The 16,870-nt window shown below is 72.7% G+C and carries 18 protein-coding genes and 1 pseudogene; 11 read left to right on the top strand and 8 right to left on the bottom strand.

All coding sequences use genetic code 11. From position 1 onward, the window contains the following. Nucleotides 1-349: pseudogene (locus ABWI07_RS32695) on the top strand (hypothetical protein); the annotation flags it as partial. On the opposite strand, the gene ABWI07_RS32700 reads toward ABWI07_RS32695, so the two are convergent. Continuing rightward, nucleotides 258-1,451, bottom strand: a complete 1,194-nt coding sequence (locus tag ABWI07_RS32700; protein WP_160161217.1) for an aKG-HExxH-type peptide beta-hydroxylase — start codon at nucleotides 1,449-1,451, stop codon at nucleotides 258-260. The pseudogene ABWI07_RS32695 and the gene ABWI07_RS32700 sit on opposite strands and share 92 nt — an antisense overlap. Before the next feature lie 370 nt (nucleotides 1,452-1,821). On the opposite strand from ABWI07_RS32700, the gene ABWI07_RS32705 reads away from it, so the two are divergent. Then, the gene (locus tag ABWI07_RS32705; RefSeq protein ID WP_353820991.1) at nucleotides 1,822-2,625 is read left to right on the top strand and encodes a TIR domain-containing protein; all 804 of its coding nucleotides are present in this window, start codon (nucleotides 1,822-1,824) and stop codon (nucleotides 2,623-2,625) included. A 49-nt stretch (nucleotides 2,626-2,674) separates the two neighbouring features. Here the strand turns inward: ABWI07_RS32705 and ABWI07_RS32710 are convergent, their stop codons facing one another. After that, on the bottom strand, nucleotides 2,675-3,100 hold the full coding sequence (locus tag ABWI07_RS32710) for a hypothetical protein (RefSeq protein WP_149264567.1): 426 nt from the start codon (nucleotides 3,098-3,100) through the stop codon (nucleotides 2,675-2,677). A gap of 146 nt (nucleotides 3,101-3,246) precedes the next feature. Then, on the bottom strand, nucleotides 3,247-4,182 hold the full coding sequence (sigJ, locus tag ABWI07_RS32715) for an RNA polymerase sigma factor SigJ (RefSeq protein ID WP_353820930.1): 936 nt from the start codon (nucleotides 4,180-4,182) through the stop codon (nucleotides 3,247-3,249). A 199-nt stretch (nucleotides 4,183-4,381) separates the two neighbouring features. On the opposite strand from sigJ, the gene ABWI07_RS32720 reads away from it, so the two are divergent. After that, a complete protein-coding gene (locus tag ABWI07_RS32720) occupies nucleotides 4,382-5,887 on the top strand; it encodes an MFS transporter (protein ID WP_353820931.1) in 1,506 nt (501 codons plus the stop codon). 137 nt (nucleotides 5,888-6,024) lie between these two features. On the opposite strand, the gene ABWI07_RS32725 is transcribed toward ABWI07_RS32720, so the two are convergent. Next, nucleotides 6,025-6,756 (bottom strand): polysaccharide deacetylase family protein, encoded by a 732-nt coding sequence (locus tag ABWI07_RS32725; RefSeq protein WP_353820932.1) that lies wholly within the window; start codon nucleotides 6,754-6,756, stop codon nucleotides 6,025-6,027. 30 nt (nucleotides 6,757-6,786) lie between these two features. On the opposite strand from ABWI07_RS32725, the gene ABWI07_RS32730 reads away from it, so the two are divergent. Beyond that, on the top strand, nucleotides 6,787-7,860 hold the full coding sequence (locus ABWI07_RS32730; protein WP_353820933.1) for an MGDG synthase family glycosyltransferase: 1,074 nt from the start codon (nucleotides 6,787-6,789) through the stop codon (nucleotides 7,858-7,860). Here ABWI07_RS32730 and ABWI07_RS32735 read toward each other — a convergent pair. Both ABWI07_RS32735 and ABWI07_RS32740 read right to left on the bottom strand, forming a co-directional pair. After that, nucleotides 7,838-8,707 (bottom strand): DMT family transporter, encoded by an 870-nt coding sequence (locus ABWI07_RS32735; protein WP_353820934.1) that lies wholly within the window; start codon nucleotides 8,705-8,707, stop codon nucleotides 7,838-7,840. The two genes, ABWI07_RS32730 and ABWI07_RS32735, sit on opposite strands and share 23 nt — an antisense overlap. Next, nucleotides 8,704-9,591: a DMT family transporter gene (locus ABWI07_RS32740; RefSeq protein ID WP_353820935.1), complete on the bottom strand. Its 888-nt coding sequence runs from the start codon at nucleotides 9,589-9,591 to the stop codon at nucleotides 8,704-8,706. The genes ABWI07_RS32735 and ABWI07_RS32740 overlap by 4 nt, the downstream gene beginning before the upstream one ends. A 185-nt stretch (nucleotides 9,592-9,776) precedes the next feature. On the opposite strand from ABWI07_RS32740, the gene ABWI07_RS32745 reads away from it, so the two are divergent. From ABWI07_RS32745 to ABWI07_RS32760, 4 genes are all read left to right on the top strand, one after another. Next, nucleotides 9,777-10,238: an RrF2 family transcriptional regulator gene (locus tag ABWI07_RS32745; RefSeq protein WP_353820936.1), complete on the top strand. Its 462-nt coding sequence runs from the start codon at nucleotides 9,777-9,779 to the stop codon at nucleotides 10,236-10,238. Then, nucleotides 10,238-11,437 (top strand): globin domain-containing protein, encoded by a 1,200-nt coding sequence (locus tag ABWI07_RS32750; protein WP_353820937.1) that lies wholly within the window; start codon nucleotides 10,238-10,240, stop codon nucleotides 11,435-11,437. Before ABWI07_RS32745 ends, ABWI07_RS32750 begins: the two co-directional genes overlap by 1 nt. 81 nt (nucleotides 11,438-11,518) lie before the next feature. Beyond that, the gene (locus tag ABWI07_RS32755) at nucleotides 11,519-12,040 is read left to right on the top strand and encodes a DoxX family membrane protein (RefSeq protein WP_149264575.1); all 522 of its coding nucleotides are present in this window, start codon (nucleotides 11,519-11,521) and stop codon (nucleotides 12,038-12,040) included. Between the two features lie 157 nt (nucleotides 12,041-12,197). Continuing rightward, entirely contained in the window at nucleotides 12,198-12,482 is a 285-nt protein-coding gene (locus ABWI07_RS32760; protein WP_353820938.1) for a hypothetical protein, read from the top strand. Here ABWI07_RS32760 and ABWI07_RS32765 read toward each other — a convergent pair. After that, nucleotides 12,464-13,258, bottom strand: a complete 795-nt coding sequence (locus tag ABWI07_RS32765) for a sensor histidine kinase (RefSeq protein ID WP_353820939.1) — start codon at nucleotides 13,256-13,258, stop codon at nucleotides 12,464-12,466. The two genes, ABWI07_RS32760 and ABWI07_RS32765, sit on opposite strands and share 19 nt — an antisense overlap. Nucleotides 13,259-13,698: 440 nt before the next feature. Here ABWI07_RS32765 and ABWI07_RS32770 point away from each other — a divergent pair, with 440 nt between their 5' ends. After that, nucleotides 13,699-14,193: an STAS domain-containing protein gene (locus ABWI07_RS32770; RefSeq protein WP_353820940.1), complete on the top strand. Its 495-nt coding sequence runs from the start codon at nucleotides 13,699-13,701 to the stop codon at nucleotides 14,191-14,193. Here the strand turns inward: ABWI07_RS32770 and ABWI07_RS32775 are convergent. Next, the gene (locus ABWI07_RS32775; RefSeq protein WP_149264579.1) at nucleotides 14,108-15,337 is read right to left on the bottom strand and encodes a low temperature requirement protein A; all 1,230 of its coding nucleotides are present in this window, start codon (nucleotides 15,335-15,337) and stop codon (nucleotides 14,108-14,110) included. The two genes, ABWI07_RS32770 and ABWI07_RS32775, sit on opposite strands and share 86 nt — an antisense overlap. Nucleotides 15,338-15,582: 245 nt before the next feature. Here ABWI07_RS32775 and ABWI07_RS32780 point away from each other — a divergent pair, with 245 nt between their 5' ends. Together ABWI07_RS32780 and ABWI07_RS32785 are read left to right on the top strand one after the other, a co-directional pair. Further along, nucleotides 15,583-16,335, top strand: coding sequence for an SDR family oxidoreductase (locus ABWI07_RS32780; protein ID WP_149264580.1), 753 nt, complete (start codon nucleotides 15,583-15,585; stop codon nucleotides 16,333-16,335). 42 nt (nucleotides 16,336-16,377) lie between these two features. Continuing rightward, entirely contained in the window at nucleotides 16,378-16,815 is a 438-nt protein-coding gene (locus ABWI07_RS32785; RefSeq protein ID WP_149264581.1) for a cupin domain-containing protein, read from the top strand. Nucleotides 16,816-16,870: the final 55 nt, after the last annotated feature.

Here is a 16,870-nt window from a genome sequence, read left to right on the forward strand (position 1 = left end):
GGGCGTGCCGCACCCCCTCCCGTTGTTCTGGGCCCTCGTACCGGCCGGGCCCCTCGCCGCGGCCGGCCGGCCGGCCGCGGCGGCCGACCTCGGCGGCCGGACGTGCACGCTCATCACCGGCCAGCTCGGCGCCGACCATCCGATGCGGGCCGTCGCGCAGATCAATCTCGCGCTCGACGAGGCGGCGGCCTCGGCCGACGGCGCGGAGGCGGGCGAGGCGGGCGAGGCGGGCGAGGTCGGCGAGGTCGGCGAGCGGCTCAGCGAGCGTGTCGGCAGGGACAGCCCGTGGGTGCGGTCGATGGGGTTGGGCCGGCGCATCGAGTATGACTTCGATCCTGTCCCGCTGTGACCCACCTGATCTCGGCCGCGGCGGCGGCGACGCCGCCGACGAAGCGGTGCCCGAGCGCGGTCAGCGCCCCGCTGGCCTGGAGGACCCCGGCGGTCTCGGCCACCGCCGACGCCACCCGCTGCGCGCGGACCCGCGCACTCGCGCAGCCCGTGACCTCGAAGCGGCGCCGCCAGAACCCGGCGACCCCGAGGTGGGCGTAGGCGCCCTGGAGGAGGCCGCCCAGAGGCCGCGGATCGCTTCTCCAGCGGGTGCGGTAGAGGCGGTGCGCGTCGTCCCGCACGAGTTCCACCAGGTCCAGCAGGACGGCGAGCTTCGCGTGCTGGGTCTCGTGCACCAGCGTCTCGGCGAGGTGCAGGGGGCTCGCCGGCGGGCCGGCGGCGAGCGCTCCGAAGGCCGTCCGTGACGTCGCGTTCCTGCGTGCGGCCAGGGGAGTGAGCACGGTCATGATGTGCCGCGTCTCGGCGGCGTGCCCGGAGTGGTCGCGGGCGAGGATCGTCCATGCCCGGCCGATGGTCCCCGTCCAGGCCGCCGCGGCTTGCGGATCGAGGCGTCCCCCTGCCTGCTCGGGGAAGCGATACGGGTCCAGATCGTCCACCAGGAGGCACAGACCGCCCGGAAAGGGGCGGATCCGGCGGAGCCCCCACCACGCCCTCCCGTCCATGCTGGGGTCGCTCGGCACCGGGACGCCCGCTATCTCGCAGCGCGAACCGCGGACGACCGCCGTGCACCAGTCGCCCTCCACCCTGGCCATGCCCACGGAAGGGATCATGACCAGGCCGCACCTGGCGCGCAGGCGTGCGCGGTGGTCTGTTCCGGTCCGGATCGCCGCGGCGACGGCGACGGCGTGGAGGGCGTCGGGCGCCGCGGGGGAGTCGGGACCTCCGGCCAGCCCCACGGCCGCCCGCGCCCACGCGCCCACCGCCGGATAGCGGAGGATTTCGCGGACCGCTGCGGCGTCGCGGGCGTACATTTCCGCGAGGTCCGCGAAGGCGGCCGAGGCGTTCGGATGCCCGGCGATCTTTCGGAGCAGCATCACATTGATGCCGTAGGACGCCTTGACGACGAAAGCCGTGACTTCGTCGTCGGGTACTCCCGAAGCCATGACATCGAACAAATGTTCGTCTATGGAGAGCCGCTGCAGGACACTCATGCCGCCTCCCGCCGTTTCACATCCCACGGTTATTGTCCCCACCGGTGCCGGTGGGCAGTGCGTCATCCGGCATAGAGGGGCGGTCGGGATTCTCCCTTCCGCGCCTTCGTGAGCGGCGGCCACACCCGGACACAACGCCCCTGCCGCTCGGTGCGAGTCGCAGAATCCACATAACATGGACGGGAAACACCGCCGATATGCGCGTGCCGAATTATCCGATCAACATCGCCCGTATTCGTGAGTCAGGGAGGCGGCCGTCCTGAACGCGCTCATCGTCTGCTCCGCGGGAGACCTCGCGACCGCGGGGCGCGTCGCCTCCAGGCTGCGGGCCCGCGGCATCAAGGTCTGGCCGACGGGCCGCGGCGCGGACGAGGGATGGCCGCCGCCCACGGACGAGCAGCTCCGGCTGGCCGACGCGGTGGTGGTCCTCCTCTCGCCGGCCGGCAGCACCTCGGCGGAGGTGCACTCCAGCTGGACGGCGGCGATGGGCAGCAACCGGAGGGTCATCCCCGTGCTCATCGACGGCGCGGAGCACGCCGACCTGGCCCCTGCGCTCCGGGCGACGGGCACCATCACGCTCGGCGCGGACGAGGAGCACGGGATGGACGAACTCGTCAGGTCCATCCGCGCGGCCGCCCGGTCCGCCGACCCGCGGCCGGCCGCGGTGGCCGCCTCGGGCGCGCCCGGCCGGGAGCCGGACCCCGTCCCCGGCGCCGGGGCACCGCCCAACCGCGACGTCTTCATCGTGATCAGTTTCGACGAGGCCATGAAGCCGACGATCGAGGCGATCAAGCGCGCGGCGAAGAAGGCGGGGCTGTCGGCCAGGCCGATCAGCGACGACGACGCCGACTACGTCATCAGCGAGCGGATCCTCGAAAAGATCGACAAGGCGCTGTTCGTCGTCGCCGACCTGACCATGGAGAGGCCCAACGTCTACTTCGAGCTCGGCTACGCCCGGGGGAAGGGGAAGACGGTGGTCACCCTCCTCAAGGAGGGAAGCAAGGCGCATGTCGATGTGAGGGGCTGGACCTACATCCCCTACGCCGACTCGCGGCCGCTCGAGAAGCGGCTCGTCAAGCGCTTCAAGGAGGAACTGGAGCGGCTGGAGTCAGGCGACGAGGCGTGACCCGCGCCGCACGCGGGCCAGAGACGCGGAGCGACCCCTGGAACGGTGGTCACCGCCCCAGCGTGACGAGGGAAACGATCACTGAGACGAGCGCCAGGACCCCGTAGAACCCGAGGATGGTCCTGGACGTCAGAACGGGTCGCCACCCCGTGTCCCCGATGTAGGGCGTCGTGTCCATCGAGAACGGCTCGACAGGGGCGCCGGGGTCGCGGACGTCGTCGTAAAGCCTGCGGAACAGGCGTTCCTGGCGGAGGAAGTAGGAGTCGAGGAGCCAGAAGCCGGCGGCCGGGACGAGAGCGGTCAGCGCCACCTGCCATTTCAGCGTGCTGATGGAAACTCCGAGGAATGCGGAGACGACCGTCAGCGTCCATCCCTTGATGAGGAACGACCCGTTTCCCAGCCGGGTCACAACGGCCTGGATGAACTCCAGATGCTTGATCCGCTCGTTGCTGAACGTGCCCTCCGGCTCGGCCATGCCTTCTTCCTTCGCCAGTGCCCCGGGACGACCCGCCTCGACACCGGGGGCGCAAGCATATTGACCGAGGGAATGTCTGGTAAAGGAGCGCTGGTAGACGTCCTGACGGAGAGGAGTGATCAGGCCCCGACCGGGGCGGGCACGGCTCAAAGGGCGGTCCAGGGGCGGAGTTTGTTGGGGTTTCGTATTGCCCAGATGCGGGTGATGCGGTCGTCGGCGATGTCGAAGGCGTAGACGGTCACGGTGCGGCCGTGCTGCTGGGCGATCAGGCCGGGCTGGCCGTTGACGGTGCGCTCCAGGAGCGTCACGCCGGGCACCCGGCGGGCGATCTCGACGCACCGGTGCGCGATCAGCTCGCCGCCCTCGAGCGGGCGGAGCGCGGTCTTGACCACGCCGCCGCCGTCGGCGGTGAGGACGGCGGCCGGGTCGAGGAGGCCGATGAGGGCGTCGACGTCGCCGGCCTCCATCGCCTGCCGGAAGCCCCGCACGACGGTGGCGCGGCGGGCCGCCGGGGTCGCGGGCGGCCCGGAGGCGCGTATGCGGCGGCGGGCCGAGGAGGCCAGTTCGCGGCACGCGGCCGGGGTGCGGCCGGTGATCTCGGCGATCTCGGCGAAGGGGTAGCGGAACACGTCGTGCAGGACGAGCGCGACGCGCTCGGCCGGGGTCATCGATTCGAGTACGACGAGGAAGGCCATGCTGACCGACTCGTCGAGGGTGACCCGGTCGGCCGGATCGGGCGGGGCCGCGCCCGGCCGGCCGCTGATCCAGTGCCCCGCTTCGGGCACCGGCTCGGGGATCCACTCGCCCACGTAGCGCTCCCGCCTCGCGCGCGCCGAGCCGAGCACGTCCAGGCAGATGCGGCTCGCGACCTTCGACAGCCAGGCGCCGGGGGAGGCGATGGCCTCCTGCCGGGCGGGGGACAGGGCGTACCAGCGGGCGTAGGTCTCCTGCACGACGTCCTCGGCGTCGGCCAGGGAGCCGAGGAGCCGGTAGGCCAGACCGGTCAACCGGCGCCGCTCGCTGATGATCGCGCTCAGGCCCGCGTCGGGGTGGTCGTGTCGTGCTTCCGCGTGCTCGGTCATGGTCCGGTGGCTCCCTGGGTCGGATGTGCCCTCACCACTCCGACGAGATATCGCCCCGAATCGTCAGGCCGCCTGACATTTCGGGAGGTCGTGTCGTCGGGCTTCTGAGACGGACCCGCCGTCGCGGCGGCGGGGAGCCGGCGACGTCGTCACCCGGCGTGGCGACCCTCGAGCCGGTCGACGTGACAAGGAGATGATTGTGGCAACACGCAGTGCGGCCCCGGCGGCCGGGGCCGCGGACGAGCCGGCGGCCCGGGATCCGAGGCGGTGGCCGATCCTCGCCGTCATCGCCGTGGCGCAGCTCATGGTCGTCCTCGACCTGACCGTGATGAACCTCGCGCTGCCGTCGGCGCAGCGCGCGCTGGACTTCTCGGCCGCCGACAGGCAGTGGGTGGTGACGGCGTACGCGCTGTCGTTCGGGAGCCTGCTGCTGTTCTGCGGGCGGCTGGCCGACCTGGTCGGACGCAAGGCGACCTTCCTCACCGGGCTCGTCGGCTTCGCGGCCGCCTCCGCCGCCGGCGGCGCGGCGGCGGACTTCTCGATGCTGGTGGCGGCGCGGGCCTGCCAGGGGGTCTTCGGGGCCCTGCTGGCCCCGTCCGCCCTGTCGCTGCTGGCCACGACGTTCAGGGACCCGAAGGAGCGGGCGCGGGCGTTCGGCGTCTACGGCGCGGTCGCGGCCGCGGGCGGGGGCCTCGGGCTGCTGCTCGGCGGCGCGCTGACCTCCTACCTGTCCTGGCGGTGGTGCATGTACGTCAACCTGGTGTTCGCCGCGGTCGCGATCATCGGGGGCGTGCTGCTGGTGGGCAGGCAGGAGCGGACGCCGGGCGGCCGGCTGGACGTCCCGGGCGTGGCGGCGGTGTCCGGCGGGATGCTCTGCCTGGTCTACGGGCTCTCCAACGCGGCGTCGCACGGCTGGCGCACGCCCTCGACCTGGGGGTTCCTCGTGGCCGGCGCGGCGCTGCTGGGCGTGTTCGCCGGTTGGCAGGGGCGCAGCGCGCACCCCTTGCTGCCGCCCCGCATCGTGCTCGACCGCGTCCGCGCCGGCGCCTACCTCACCATCCTGATCAGCGGGGCGGCGACGTTCGGCGTCTTCCTGTTCCTGGTCTACTACATGCAGGTCTCCCTGGGGTTCTCGGCCGTCAGGTCGGGCCTGGCCATGCTGCCCATGGTGCTTCTCAGCGGCACCTCGGCCGCCCTGGGGAACACCAGGCTGATGCCGCGGTTCGGCCCCAGGCCGATGGTCGTCGCCGGCATGCTCCTCAGCGCGGCCGGAATGGTCTGGCTGACGAGGATCGGCGCGGACTCGGGCTACGCGTCCGCGCTGCTCGGCCCGCTCATGGTGATCGGCGCCGGGATGGGCCTGATCTTCGGCATGGCGGCCGCCAGCGGGACCTTCGGCGTGGCGCCGCGCGACGCGGGGGGTGGCCTCGGCGAGCATCAACACCGGGCAGCAGCTCGGCGGCTCGATCGGCACCGCGCTGCTCAACTCCGTCGCGGCGAGCGCCACCACCGGCTACCTGGCCGACCATCTGCACGGACGGCCGACGCCGCAGGTGCTCCAGCTCGCGGCGATCCACGGCTACACCACGGTGTTCTGGTGGTGTGCCGGCATCTTCGCGGTCGGCGCCGTCGTCTGCGGCACGCTCCTTCCGCGCGGCCCCCTGGCCCGTCCGAAGGAGACCCTTGTCCGTGCGCCTTCCCCTGAGGCCGCTTCAGCGCGGCAGTGAGGCATGTCGCCGGTCCGGTGCCGCATCGTCGGCGCCGGACCGCCCGGGGTTCCGGCCGCACCGCCCCTGAACTGGGACGATCGGAGTGTCGGCGGCATGGAGCGACGCCGGTTGGTTAAGAGTGATCAGGTGACGCCCCTGACGAGTGGACCTCGTGATCGCGCAGCGGGCCGACGGCCAGGCCGGTGGCGCGACAGGTCGCCACCACGTCCGGGAGGGCGCCGAGGGACGCTCTCCAGGCGCCCGGCGCCGAGGTGGCGTCGCTGTCGTGCAGCAGGAGCGTCGCGCCGCCGACCAGGCCCGGCGAGAGAGCGGCGAGCACGGAACGGGGCGTCGCGGAGGCCGTCCAGTCCTTGCCCCAAGCCGTCCACAGGACGGGCCGGAGTCCGGCGCGGCGGGCTGCGACGAGAGCCTCGGCACTGAGGGCGCCGTACGGGGGGCGGTACCAGGCGGGGGAGACGCCGCAGACGTCCTCGATGAGGCGGACGGTGCGGTGAATCTCTGCGGCGACACGGCCGGGGCGGGTCCCGAGGGGGTTGTCGTGGTGCCATCCGTGGACGGCGATCTCGTGTCCCTCGGCGACGATGCGCCGCCCGAGGGCAGGGCTGCGCTGGAGCATCGTGCCGAGGACGAAGAAGGTCGCGTTGCAGCCGAGACGGGCCAGCTCGTCCAGGAAGAGGGGCGTGGAGCGGGCATCGGGCCCGTCGTCGAGGGTGAGCGCGACATGGCGGGCGCCGCCGCGGCCGGCGAGGCGGGGCGTCAGGCGGCGGACCGGAGGAAGCCAGGTCGCGGCGGGCAGGGCGTGCGCCAGGAGGGCCGCGGCGAGTCCCCTGGTCAGGTGCGACATGGGACCAGTCTCACAGGGGGATCGAATCGCATGGGCAAACGACTCCTCATTCTCACGGCGGCCATGGGCGCGGGCCACGACGCCGTCGCGGGGGAGCTGGCGCGCCGGGTCGCGCGGCGGGGCGTGGAGGTGTGCGTCCTCGACGTGCTGGAGCTCGTTCCCCTGCGGCTCGGGCACGGGCTGAGGAGGATGTACGAGGCGATGCTCCGCGGGGCGCCGTGGCTGTACGAGGGGGTCTACCAGGCGTTCTTCGTGTCGCCGCGCCCGCCGCCCGCGTCGCCGCTGACGGCGCTGATCGCCAGGGGGCTCGAGCGGCGGCTGCCGGGACCGCCCCCGGACGCCGTGGTGTCGACTTTCCATGTCGCGGCGCAGGTCGCGGGGCTGATGCGCCTGAGGGGGCGGCTGGACGCGCCGTCGCTCGTCCTGGTGACCGACTTCGCCGCCCACCGGATGTGGCTGCACCCGGGCAACGACCGCTACCTGTGCCCGGACGAGGCCTCGGCGCGCTCGGTGGCGGAGCGGACGGGGCGTCCGGCCGAGCGGGTCGCGCCCGTGGTGCGGCCGGGGTTCCTGCGCGCGCACGACGGCGGACGGCTCCGGGCCGAGGCCGGCGCGCGGCCAGGGGAACGGGTCGTGCTGGTCTCGGCGGGGGCCTGGGGCGTCGGCCGGGTGACCGAGACGGCCCGCGGGCTCGCGGCGTCCGGCCGGTACCTGCCGGTCGTGCTGTGCGGACGGAACGGGCGGCTGCGCGCCCGGATCCGGGAGGGCGGGATCGGGTACGCCCTCGGCTGGCGGGACGACATGCCAGGGCTGATGGCGGGCGCGTACGCGCTGGTCGACAACGCGGCGGGCCAGACGTGCCGGGAGGCGTTCGCGTGCGGGCTGCCGGTGGTCTCCTACCGGCCCATCCCCGGCCACGGCCGCGACGGCGCCGAGGCGATGGCACGGGCGGGGCTGAGCGCGTTCGCGCGGTCGCCCGCCGGACTCGTCGAGACGTTGGACCTCCTGGGGAGCGAGCAGGTGCGCAAGGCCTGGGCGCAGCGGGTGGGGACGCTGTTCGACGCCGTCCGGGCCGAGCACGTCATCCGCGCCGCGCTGGGGTGACGGCGCGCTCTCCGTGCAGCAGGGGGGAGCGGGTGATGAGCACGCTGCCGAGCGCGACCAGCACGATGCCCACGGCCTCCATGGCGATCCACCCGCCGGTCCGGAGGTGCTCGCCGAAGAGGCCGACGCCCAGCAGGATGCTGGCGACGGGGTCGGTGACCGTCAGGGCGGGCTGCACGGCCACCAGGGTGCCGCTCTGCAGCGCGTTCTGGAGCAGGAACAGGCTGGTGACCCCCGCCGCGGCCATCGCGTAGAGCTCCCAGGAGGTCACGACGGCGACGACGCCGTCGGAGAAGGCGCGGGTGGCCGTCCTCATGAACGCGGCGGTCAGCGCGAAGCCCAGGGACGTCGTCACGCCCAGCAGCACCCCGCGGAACGGTCCGCGCATGGGCCACGCCACCGTCACCAGGACGGCGGCGCAGCCGACCGTGGCGGCCGTCGCGACGATCCACTCGCCGGTGCCCGGAACGCCCTTGCCTCCGCTGGGGGCCGCCGCGACGAGGAACCCGGCCAGGCCCGCGGTGAGTGCCGCGACGCCCGCCCACGGCACCCGGCGCAGCCCGCGCGGCGGCAGCCAGGCGATGATGATCATGGTGAACGGCAGCTCGGCGGCCAGCAGCGGCTGGACCAGTGCCAGCCCCGCCATCGACAGCGCGGCGGCCTGAAGGAGGAACGCGGCGATGAGCGCGCCGACCCCGCCGAGCCACAGCGGCTGCCGCAGCAGGTCGAGGATGAGGGACGGTTTGAAGGCGTCTGCCTCCGGCGCGGCCACGGTGGCCCGGCGCTGGAGCACCGACGCCAGGGCGTTGGACGCGGCGGCCAGCAGGCTCAGAATGATGGCGATCACGAGCGTCCGCCCCCGTCCCGCGATGCCAGCTCCTCCGGCTTCCCGAGATACGGCGACCGGCCGAGGACGACGATGCCCGCGACCATGCCCGCCAGCCCCAGCGCCCCCAGGGCCAGGTCAATCGTGGACAGCCGGACCTTCTCGCCGAAGACCACGATTCCCAGCGCTATCCCGGTCAGCGGCTCGGCCGCCGTGCTGGCCGGCAGCGAGATGCGCAGCGGCGCGGCGTCGAAGGCGCTCTGCGCGAAGAGCAGGGCGAGCGCGCCGATGCCCACCAGGCCGTAGGGCTGCCACGTCGTGAAGGCGCCGCCGACCCCCTTGTCGAACAGCAGCACGACGCTGCGGGTCAGCGTGTCCTGGAGGCCGTAGAGGAGTCCGGCGGCCGAGGCGAGCAGCATCGCGCGCACGCGGAGGTCCTTGTGGCCTCCGCCCAGCGCGACCACCATGGCGAGGCCCAGCACGACCGCCCCGCCCACCCAGCGGAAGGACAGCTCGCCGGGCGGCGTGCCCCCGTGCGGCCGCCCGATGAACAGGAACAGCGCGACCCCGCCGGTCAGCGTCAGCGACCCCAGCAGCGTCCTGGCGCCGAGCGGCTCCCGGTAGATCACATGCGCGGCGATCAGTGCGAAGACGAGGTTCAGGGTGAGCACCGGCGTGGCCTGCGCGACGCCGACGAGGTTCAGCGCGAACGCGAAGACGAGCTGGCCCGCGATCATCAGGCCGATCCCGCCCAACCACAGCCGGCTGTGCAGCAGGTCCAGCAGCAGGCGCGGATGCAGGATCCGCCCCAGCGGCTCCTGGAACGCCGCGTGCTGCTGCGCCACGAACCCCAGGCCGATGAGGCAGGCCGCCACGACCGCGACGACCATCCCGAGAAGGCTCATGCTGTTTCACGATTTCCCCCGCCGTGACTCTCGCGAGGTCCCTACCCGGCTCGGGGGGCCCGAATCTGCCCCCCAAACCTGCCCGAAATACGCCGGACCAGCTGAAGCGGCCCACGGAAAACCCTGTGGTGATCCCCACACGCCTAAATCAGACTCTGGAATTCCGATTCAACTACGATCAAGCCGTGCACCTGACTCAGTCGACCGATCTGGGCCTGCGCGTGCTGATGCTGCTGGCCGCGCGGAACGAGCGGCGGTCCGCCGCCGAGCTGGCCGAGCGCCTGCGCGTCCCGCCGCAGCACATGGCGAAGATCGTGCAGCGGCTCCGGCGCGCCGGGTTCGTCAGGACGACCCGCGGCCGGGGCGGCGGCGTCGTCCTCGCCGACGGGGTGACCGAAACCCCGGTCGGTGAGATCGTCCGAGTGCTGGAAGGTCCCGGGGAGGCGGTCGAATGCGACAGTCCGCCCTGCCCCCTGCGCGGCGGCTGCCGCCTGCGCGGGGCGCTGCGGACGGCGCAGGAGGCCTTCCTGGCTTCGCTGAACCAGGTGCGACTGGGCGAGTTGGCGACCGATCCCCTCGAACCGGTCCCGCTCTCCCTGACGCGGCCGGCGCCCGCCGCCGCGTCCCCCGCAGAGGAAGGTCTCTGATGCTCTCTTCCGACCACGCCGAGACCGTGCGGGCCACGCTGCCCGCCGTCGCCGCCAACGGCACCGCGATCACCGGCGAGTTCTACTCCGCCATGTTCGCCGCGCACCCCGAGCTGCGGCACCTGTTCAACCAGGGCAACCAGGCCAACGGCGAGCAGCGCCGGGCGCTGGCGGGCTCGGTGGCCGCGTTCGCCCAGCACCTGGTCGCCGAGGAGTCGGCCATCCCGTTCCAGCAGATCCTGTCCCGCATCGCGCACAAGCACGCCTCGCTCGGCATCCGTCCCGAGCAGTACACCATCGTGGGACGCCACCTGATGGACGCGGTCGCCAAGGTGCTCGGCGACGCGGTGACGCCGGAGGTGCACGCGGCCTGGTCCGAGGTGTACTGGCTGTTCGCGACGCTGCTCATCGCGGAGGAGGCCCGGCTGTACCAGGAGGCCGCATGCGATCCGGCCGCGCCGTACCGGCCGTGGCGGGTCACGGAGCGGCGGGACGAGGCGGAGGACACGGTCTCGCTCGTCCTCGCCCCCGCGGACGGCGGCGCGGTGTCCGCGCACCGGCCCGGCCAGTACGTCTCCGTCGCGGTCACGCTCCCGGACGGGTTGCGCCAGCCCCGCCAGTACACGCTGTCGCGGACGGCGGGGGACACGGTCCAGATCACGCTGCGGCGGGTCCGCGGCGACGGCCCCGCGCCCGACGGCGCCGTCTCGACGTTCCTGTTCGAGCACGTCGAGGCAGGGGACGTGCTGGAGGTGTCCCCGCCGTTCGGGGACGTGGTGATGGAGGCCGACGGCGATCCGCTGGTCCTGGTCAGCGCCGGCATCGGCATCACCCCCGTCGCCGCGATGGTCGACCATCTGGCCGCCGTGGAGCCGGGCCGCCGCGTCCTCGCCGTGCACGCCGACCGGAGCCCGCGCACGCACGCGCTGCGGCGGCAGATCGCCGACGCGGGCGCCCGGATGGCCGACTTCCAGCAGCTGACCTGGTACGAGGACACCGGCGGGGCCGAGGGCGAGGGCATCCGGCCCGGCCGGATCGACGTCGCCGTGCTCCCGCTTCCGCGCAAGGCGCGCGTCTTCATGTGCGGGCCGATCCCGTTCATGCGGGAGATCCGGCGCGGACTGGCCGCCGCCGGAGTCTCGGACGAGCGCATCCACTACGAGGTGTTCGGCCCGGACCTATGGAACGCGGCCGACTGAGGCCCCGGCGGCCTCTTGACTCCGGAAGCTAATTAATAGGAAACTTAACTATCAATACCCCCCGCCCCAAGGACCTCTCCCATGTCCGTTGAGACCCCTGTGCGGCCCCCTTCGGCCGCGACCGCCGAGCATCCCGCCCGCTACGCCCTCGCCGCCGGACGGCTCTTCCTGGGCTGGATCTTCATCTGGGCCTTCGCCGACAAGCTCCTCGGCCTCGGCAAGCCCGCCGAGAAGGGCTGGCTGTCCGGCGTCTCGCCGTCCAAGGGCTTCCTCGGCCATGCCGACGGCCCGTTCAAGGAGGTCTTCCACGCGATGGCGGGGAAGGTCTGGGTCGACGCCCTCTTCATGTTCGGGCTCGGCGGCCTCGGCGTCGCGCTCCTCCTCGGGATCTGCCTCCGGCTCGCCGCGATCGGCGGCACCGTGCTGCTCGCCATGCTGTGGGCGGCCTCCCTGTGGCCGGACGCCAACCCCTTCATGGACATGCACTGGATCTATGCCTCGACGCTGGTCGCCGCCGCGCTCGCCGACGCCGGCACCACGCTCGGACTCGGGCGGGTCTGGGGACGGCTCCCCGTGATCCGCCGCCACCCCCTCCTGCGCTGACGGCGCGGACCTGAAAGGCGCCTTCCGGTGGACGTCTCGTCCCTCGGAAGGCGCTTATGGCTCCCAGGAGATAACGCTATGTAATAGATCAGGTGCACCCTGTCCATATCGTCCGCAGAGAAAGGGGCATATGGACCTGCAAACGATCGACTCGAGCATGGAGACACCCTCCGAGCGCTCCGTCGCGGCCGTTCTCTCCGCCACCGTCATCTTCGTCGCGCACGGCCAGGTGATCCTCAACGCCACCTCGAACCTGTTCACCCCCGACACGCGCGTCACCGCCTCCATCGTGGAGGTCGACAACGCCGACGCCTCGTTCATCGGAGCGGCCCGCATGACCGTCCACAACGTCCGGCCGTACCAGGGGGGCGTCCAGGTCTGGGCGAACATCGAATGGAGCGCCGACCTGCGCGTCCGGGTCAGCTACTTCTGGGAGCAGTGACCCGGCTCTGACCGGGGGGAACGGCTCTCGCTCCGGCCGTCCGCGGCGTCGGGAGGGACGCACCACAGCAGGGTCGTTCCGCCTCCTGGGCGGGGGCGCGCTCGGAAGAAGCCGCCGAGCTCCGCCGCCCGGCCTGCCAGGGAGCCGAGGCCGCCGAGCCGCCTGCCGTCGGGGACGCCGGCTCCGTCGTCCTCCACGCGCAGCGCCACCCCGAGATCGCAGAGCTCGGCGGTCACCTGCACCGAGGTGACCCGCGGCTGCAGGGCGACGTTGGCCAGCGCCTCGCACGCGGCGGCCAGGAGGTGTTCGGCCGTCCCGCCGGACACGGCGGTGTCCAGCAGGCCGTCCAGCCGCACCGAGGGCGCGGAACCGAGACCGGCGGCCGCGTGGTCGATCACCCTTCGCAGCCGGCTGCGCAGTCCCTCGTCTTCGGGGGCGGGCCGCATGTCGAAGACCGCCGAGCGGAGCTGCCGGACGGCGGCGTCCAACTCGTCCGCCGCCCGCCGCAGCCGGGACGCGACATCCGCCCTCTGCGCGGCCTTGGTCGCGCTCATCAGGATCATGGTGGTGGCCAGCAGCCGCCGGACGACGGTGTCGTGCAATTCCCTGGCGATGCGGTCCCGCTCCTCCAGCACGGCCAGCCGCTCGGCCTCCCGGCCGGCCGGCTCCGGGGCGACCGCCGCCTGCGCCGCAGCCGGATCGAGGGACTCCTCGACCGTTGTCGCGGGCCGTCGTCCGCTCTCCGGATCGGCAGGGAAATCCACTCCCTCGGACATGGGCGCCGCCAATGCGCATACATCGGCCGACGCCCTTTGTTCGGCGGAAATCGACGGGGTCTCCGGCATGGAATTACCTCCCTGGCGAGTGGACGCGGACCAATCCCATCACCCTTTAAGACAGGGCTGCCGTGCAGGCTGTGACACCCAGTTTGACAAGGAAGCGATCCAGGGCCGGCGGCTGTTCCACCATTCGGCTTTCCCTTCAAGATGTCACAGACCGCGCTGCCGATCTGTCTTAGCTTCGGAAGGTGACGGGCGGCACCGTGGGACTTCGCGCAACTATGGAAGCGAGCGCCGGCCTTTGCTTTCGTCAGAATTCACGCCGCTCTGTCGGCATTGCGAACAGAGGCGGCGGGCGCCGGAATCGGTGCCTGATAGGAGACGGTGAGAAAAGTGCAAACAGCAAAGCGACAGCGAGCATGACCATGGAGACGACGATGACCGGCCAGACCGTCGAGCGTTCGCCAGACCGGATGAGCGGCCACAGGGATCGCCTGCCGACGTGGAGCGGCCCGGGCTTCGCGAGCGAGGGGGTGCGGGTGCGCAGCGCGCTGCTGCGCCTGGACGGCACCTTCGAGCCGCCGCGCCTGGTCGTCGACGGAGAGATCGACTTGGCCACACTCGACGCTTTCACCACCGCGCTGTCCAGCGTCCTGGCCCGCGGGTCCGGCGACGTCTGGGTGGACGTGGAGAAGCTCGACTTCATCGACGTCGCCGGGCTCAGGGCCCTGGCCGCAGCAGCGTGCCGGCTGGGACTCCAGGACCGGCGGCTGGTCCTGCGATCGGTCGCCCCCCATCTGGCCGAGCTCATGGACCTGGTGGGCTGGAGCCAGATCCCCGGCCTCTTCATGCTCCTTCGCGAGGAGACCCGATCGGGGAGCGGTGCCGGACGCGGTCGGCGCGGCGACCGGTCGACGCCCCCCTCCGGATGAGGACCAGGGTGGTGCCGGTCATCAGGACGCAGACGGCGGCGATCGCCGCGACGACCGCGACGGTTCCGGTCCGCGGCGCCGCCGGCGGCAGGAGCAGGACGGCGGCGGTCCCGCACAGCACCACGGCGGGACGTAGGACCGGGTCGGCCAGAAGGGGCTTGTGGACGGTCCAGAGCATCAGGACGAACAGCGCGGTCGGGAGCGCCACGGCGTAGCAGATCGCGAGCGGCGACGCCTGGATCCCGTGCCCGGTCTGCTCGACGGCCACCTCGAGTCCGGCGCCGAGGGCCGCCAGGCCGGCGAAGATCCCGTAGTGGCCGTAGCCCCAGAGGTAGGACAGGTGCCGGCGGTCGTCGAGCGCGTCCCCGGCGGGGGCGAGGAAGTAGAGCCACCAGAGGGAGAACAGCAGGACGAGGCCCGATACCGCGATGACGACGAGCGGCCCGCCGATCTCGCTTTCTTCGAGCGCCCCGCCGAGGCCGTTGGACGCGGCGAGGACGCTCTCCCCGAAGAGGATGATCGTGAACAGGCCGTAGCGCTCGGCGATGTGGTGCGGGTGCCAGGCGGTGGGGGCGGCGCGCTCCGCCCACCGCGGCACCGCGAGCTCCAGGAGGGCGAGGCCGGCGAAGCACGGCACCTGGGCCGCCGAGGGGACGGCGCCCGCCGCCGAGGCGGCGAGCCAGAGCAGCCAGCCCGCCTGCGCGACGGTGATGCCGAGGGCGTAGCGCAGCGCGGTGCGGCGGCCCGCCGGGTCCTCGGCCCCGGCCCGCAGCCACTGCCCGACGAGGGCGGCCCGCATGACCAGGTAGCCGGCCGCGACGGCGCGGTAGTCGGCGTGGTCGGCCGCGGCCGGCACGCCCGCGGCGATGACCAGGACGCCGGCCATCTGCACCATGGTCAGCAGCCGGTAGGGGACGTCGTCGGTGTCGTACGACGAGGCGAACCAGGTGAAGTTCATCCACGCCCACCACACCGCGAAGAAGACCTGGAGGAAAGGCACGAGCCCGGCCAGGGCGCGCCCCTCGGCGATGTCGTGCGCGAACTCGGCGGTGACGGCCGCCACCGCCACCACGAACGTGAGGTCGAACAGCAGCTCGAGCTGGCTCGAGGCGCGGTGCGGCTCGTCGATGGCGCGCGCGGTCATCCGGACCCGGATCCGGCATCCGGCACCTTCTGGCGGCACAGGTTCGCTCCCGTCTTCCCGTGGGTCCGTCCTGGCGGGACAGACCCGTCCTGCGGCTAAGACAGGCCGGTGCACCCGGTTGTGACAGCGAACGCCGCACGCGGCCGCTTTCGCCGGTTTCTCCCGCGAGCTGTCACAAGGCGGGCGGGTGCCCTGTCTTAGCTGCCGACCGGGCGGAACCGGGATCCCGAGCACCAGGAGGCGGCATGAAGATCGTGATCATCGGTGGTACCGGCCTGATCGGGTCGAAGGTCGCGGCGAGGCTGGGCGAGCACGGCCACGAGGCGGTGCCGGCCGCGCCCGACACCGGTGTCAACACGCTCACCGGCGAAGGACTCGCCGAGGTACTGACCGGCGCGTCGGTGGTGGTCGACGTGTCCAACTCCCCGTCCTTCGAGGACGCCGCGGTGCTGTCCTTCTTCAGGACATCCACCGGCAACCTGCTGGCCGCGGAGAAGGAGGCGGGGGTAGGGCACCACGTCGCGCTGTCGGTCGTGGGCACCGAGCGGCGGCCCGACGTCGGCTACTTCCGGGCGAAGCTCGCCCAGGAGAAGCAGATCGAGGACTCCGGGATCCCGTTCTCGATCGTGCACGCGACGCAGTTCTTCGAGTTCGCCCGCAGGATCGCCGACGGGGCCGCCGACGGCGGTGCGGTCCGGATGCCCCCGGTGCTGTTCCAGCCCATCGCGGGCGACGAGGTCGCCCAGGCGGTCGGCAGGGCCGCGGCCGGCGCGCCGCTGAACGGGCGGACCGAGGTCGCCGGCCCCGAGCGGTTCCGCATGGACGAGTTCTTCCGCGGCGCCCTCGCGGCCTGGGGCGACCCGCGCGAGGTGGTCACCGACCCGCATGCGCACTACTTCGGGGCCGAGATGCGCGAGCACGACCTCGTGCCGGTAGGCCCCGCGACCCTCGGCGAGATCAAGTACGCCGACTGGCTGGCGGGCAGCGCCGCCGCGTGACACCCGCCCCGGCCGCACACCCACGAGTCAAGGAGACACCCCATGGCAGGTACCGAGCAGGCCGCCGCGGAGCCGAAGGCGCGCTCCAACGCGTGGCAGACGGCGCTCACGATGGTCCAGGAGGCCGCGCCGCCCTTCGTCCCCGCCGACGCGCACGCGATGACCGTGGTCATCGAGTACCCGCCCGGCGACCCCGGCGCACCGCCGCACCGGCACTCGGGTCCCGCCTTCGGGTACGTACTGGAGGGGGAGATGCTTCTGGAGATCGAGGGGGAGCCGGAGCGGCCCGTACCCGCGGGCGAGGCGTTCTGGGAGCCGGGCGGCGACGTCGTCCACTACCAGGACGGCAACAACCGCGAGGACCTGCCGCTCCGATTCGTCGTCACGATGCTCTGCGCACCGGGGGATCCGATGCTGACCCTGGTCGACGAGGCGGAGCTCGCCCGGCGCGCGCATCTGCGGGCGCCCAGGCGTTCCTGACGACCGCACGCCTGACAGCCGCACGGCGGACAACCGCACGAAGACCCGGTGGGCC

Origin of the sequence: Actinomadura sp. NPDC000600 (assembly GCF_040492135.1) — a bacterium.
Taxonomy (GTDB): Bacteria; Actinomycetota; Actinomycetes; order Streptosporangiales; family Streptosporangiaceae; genus Spirillospora.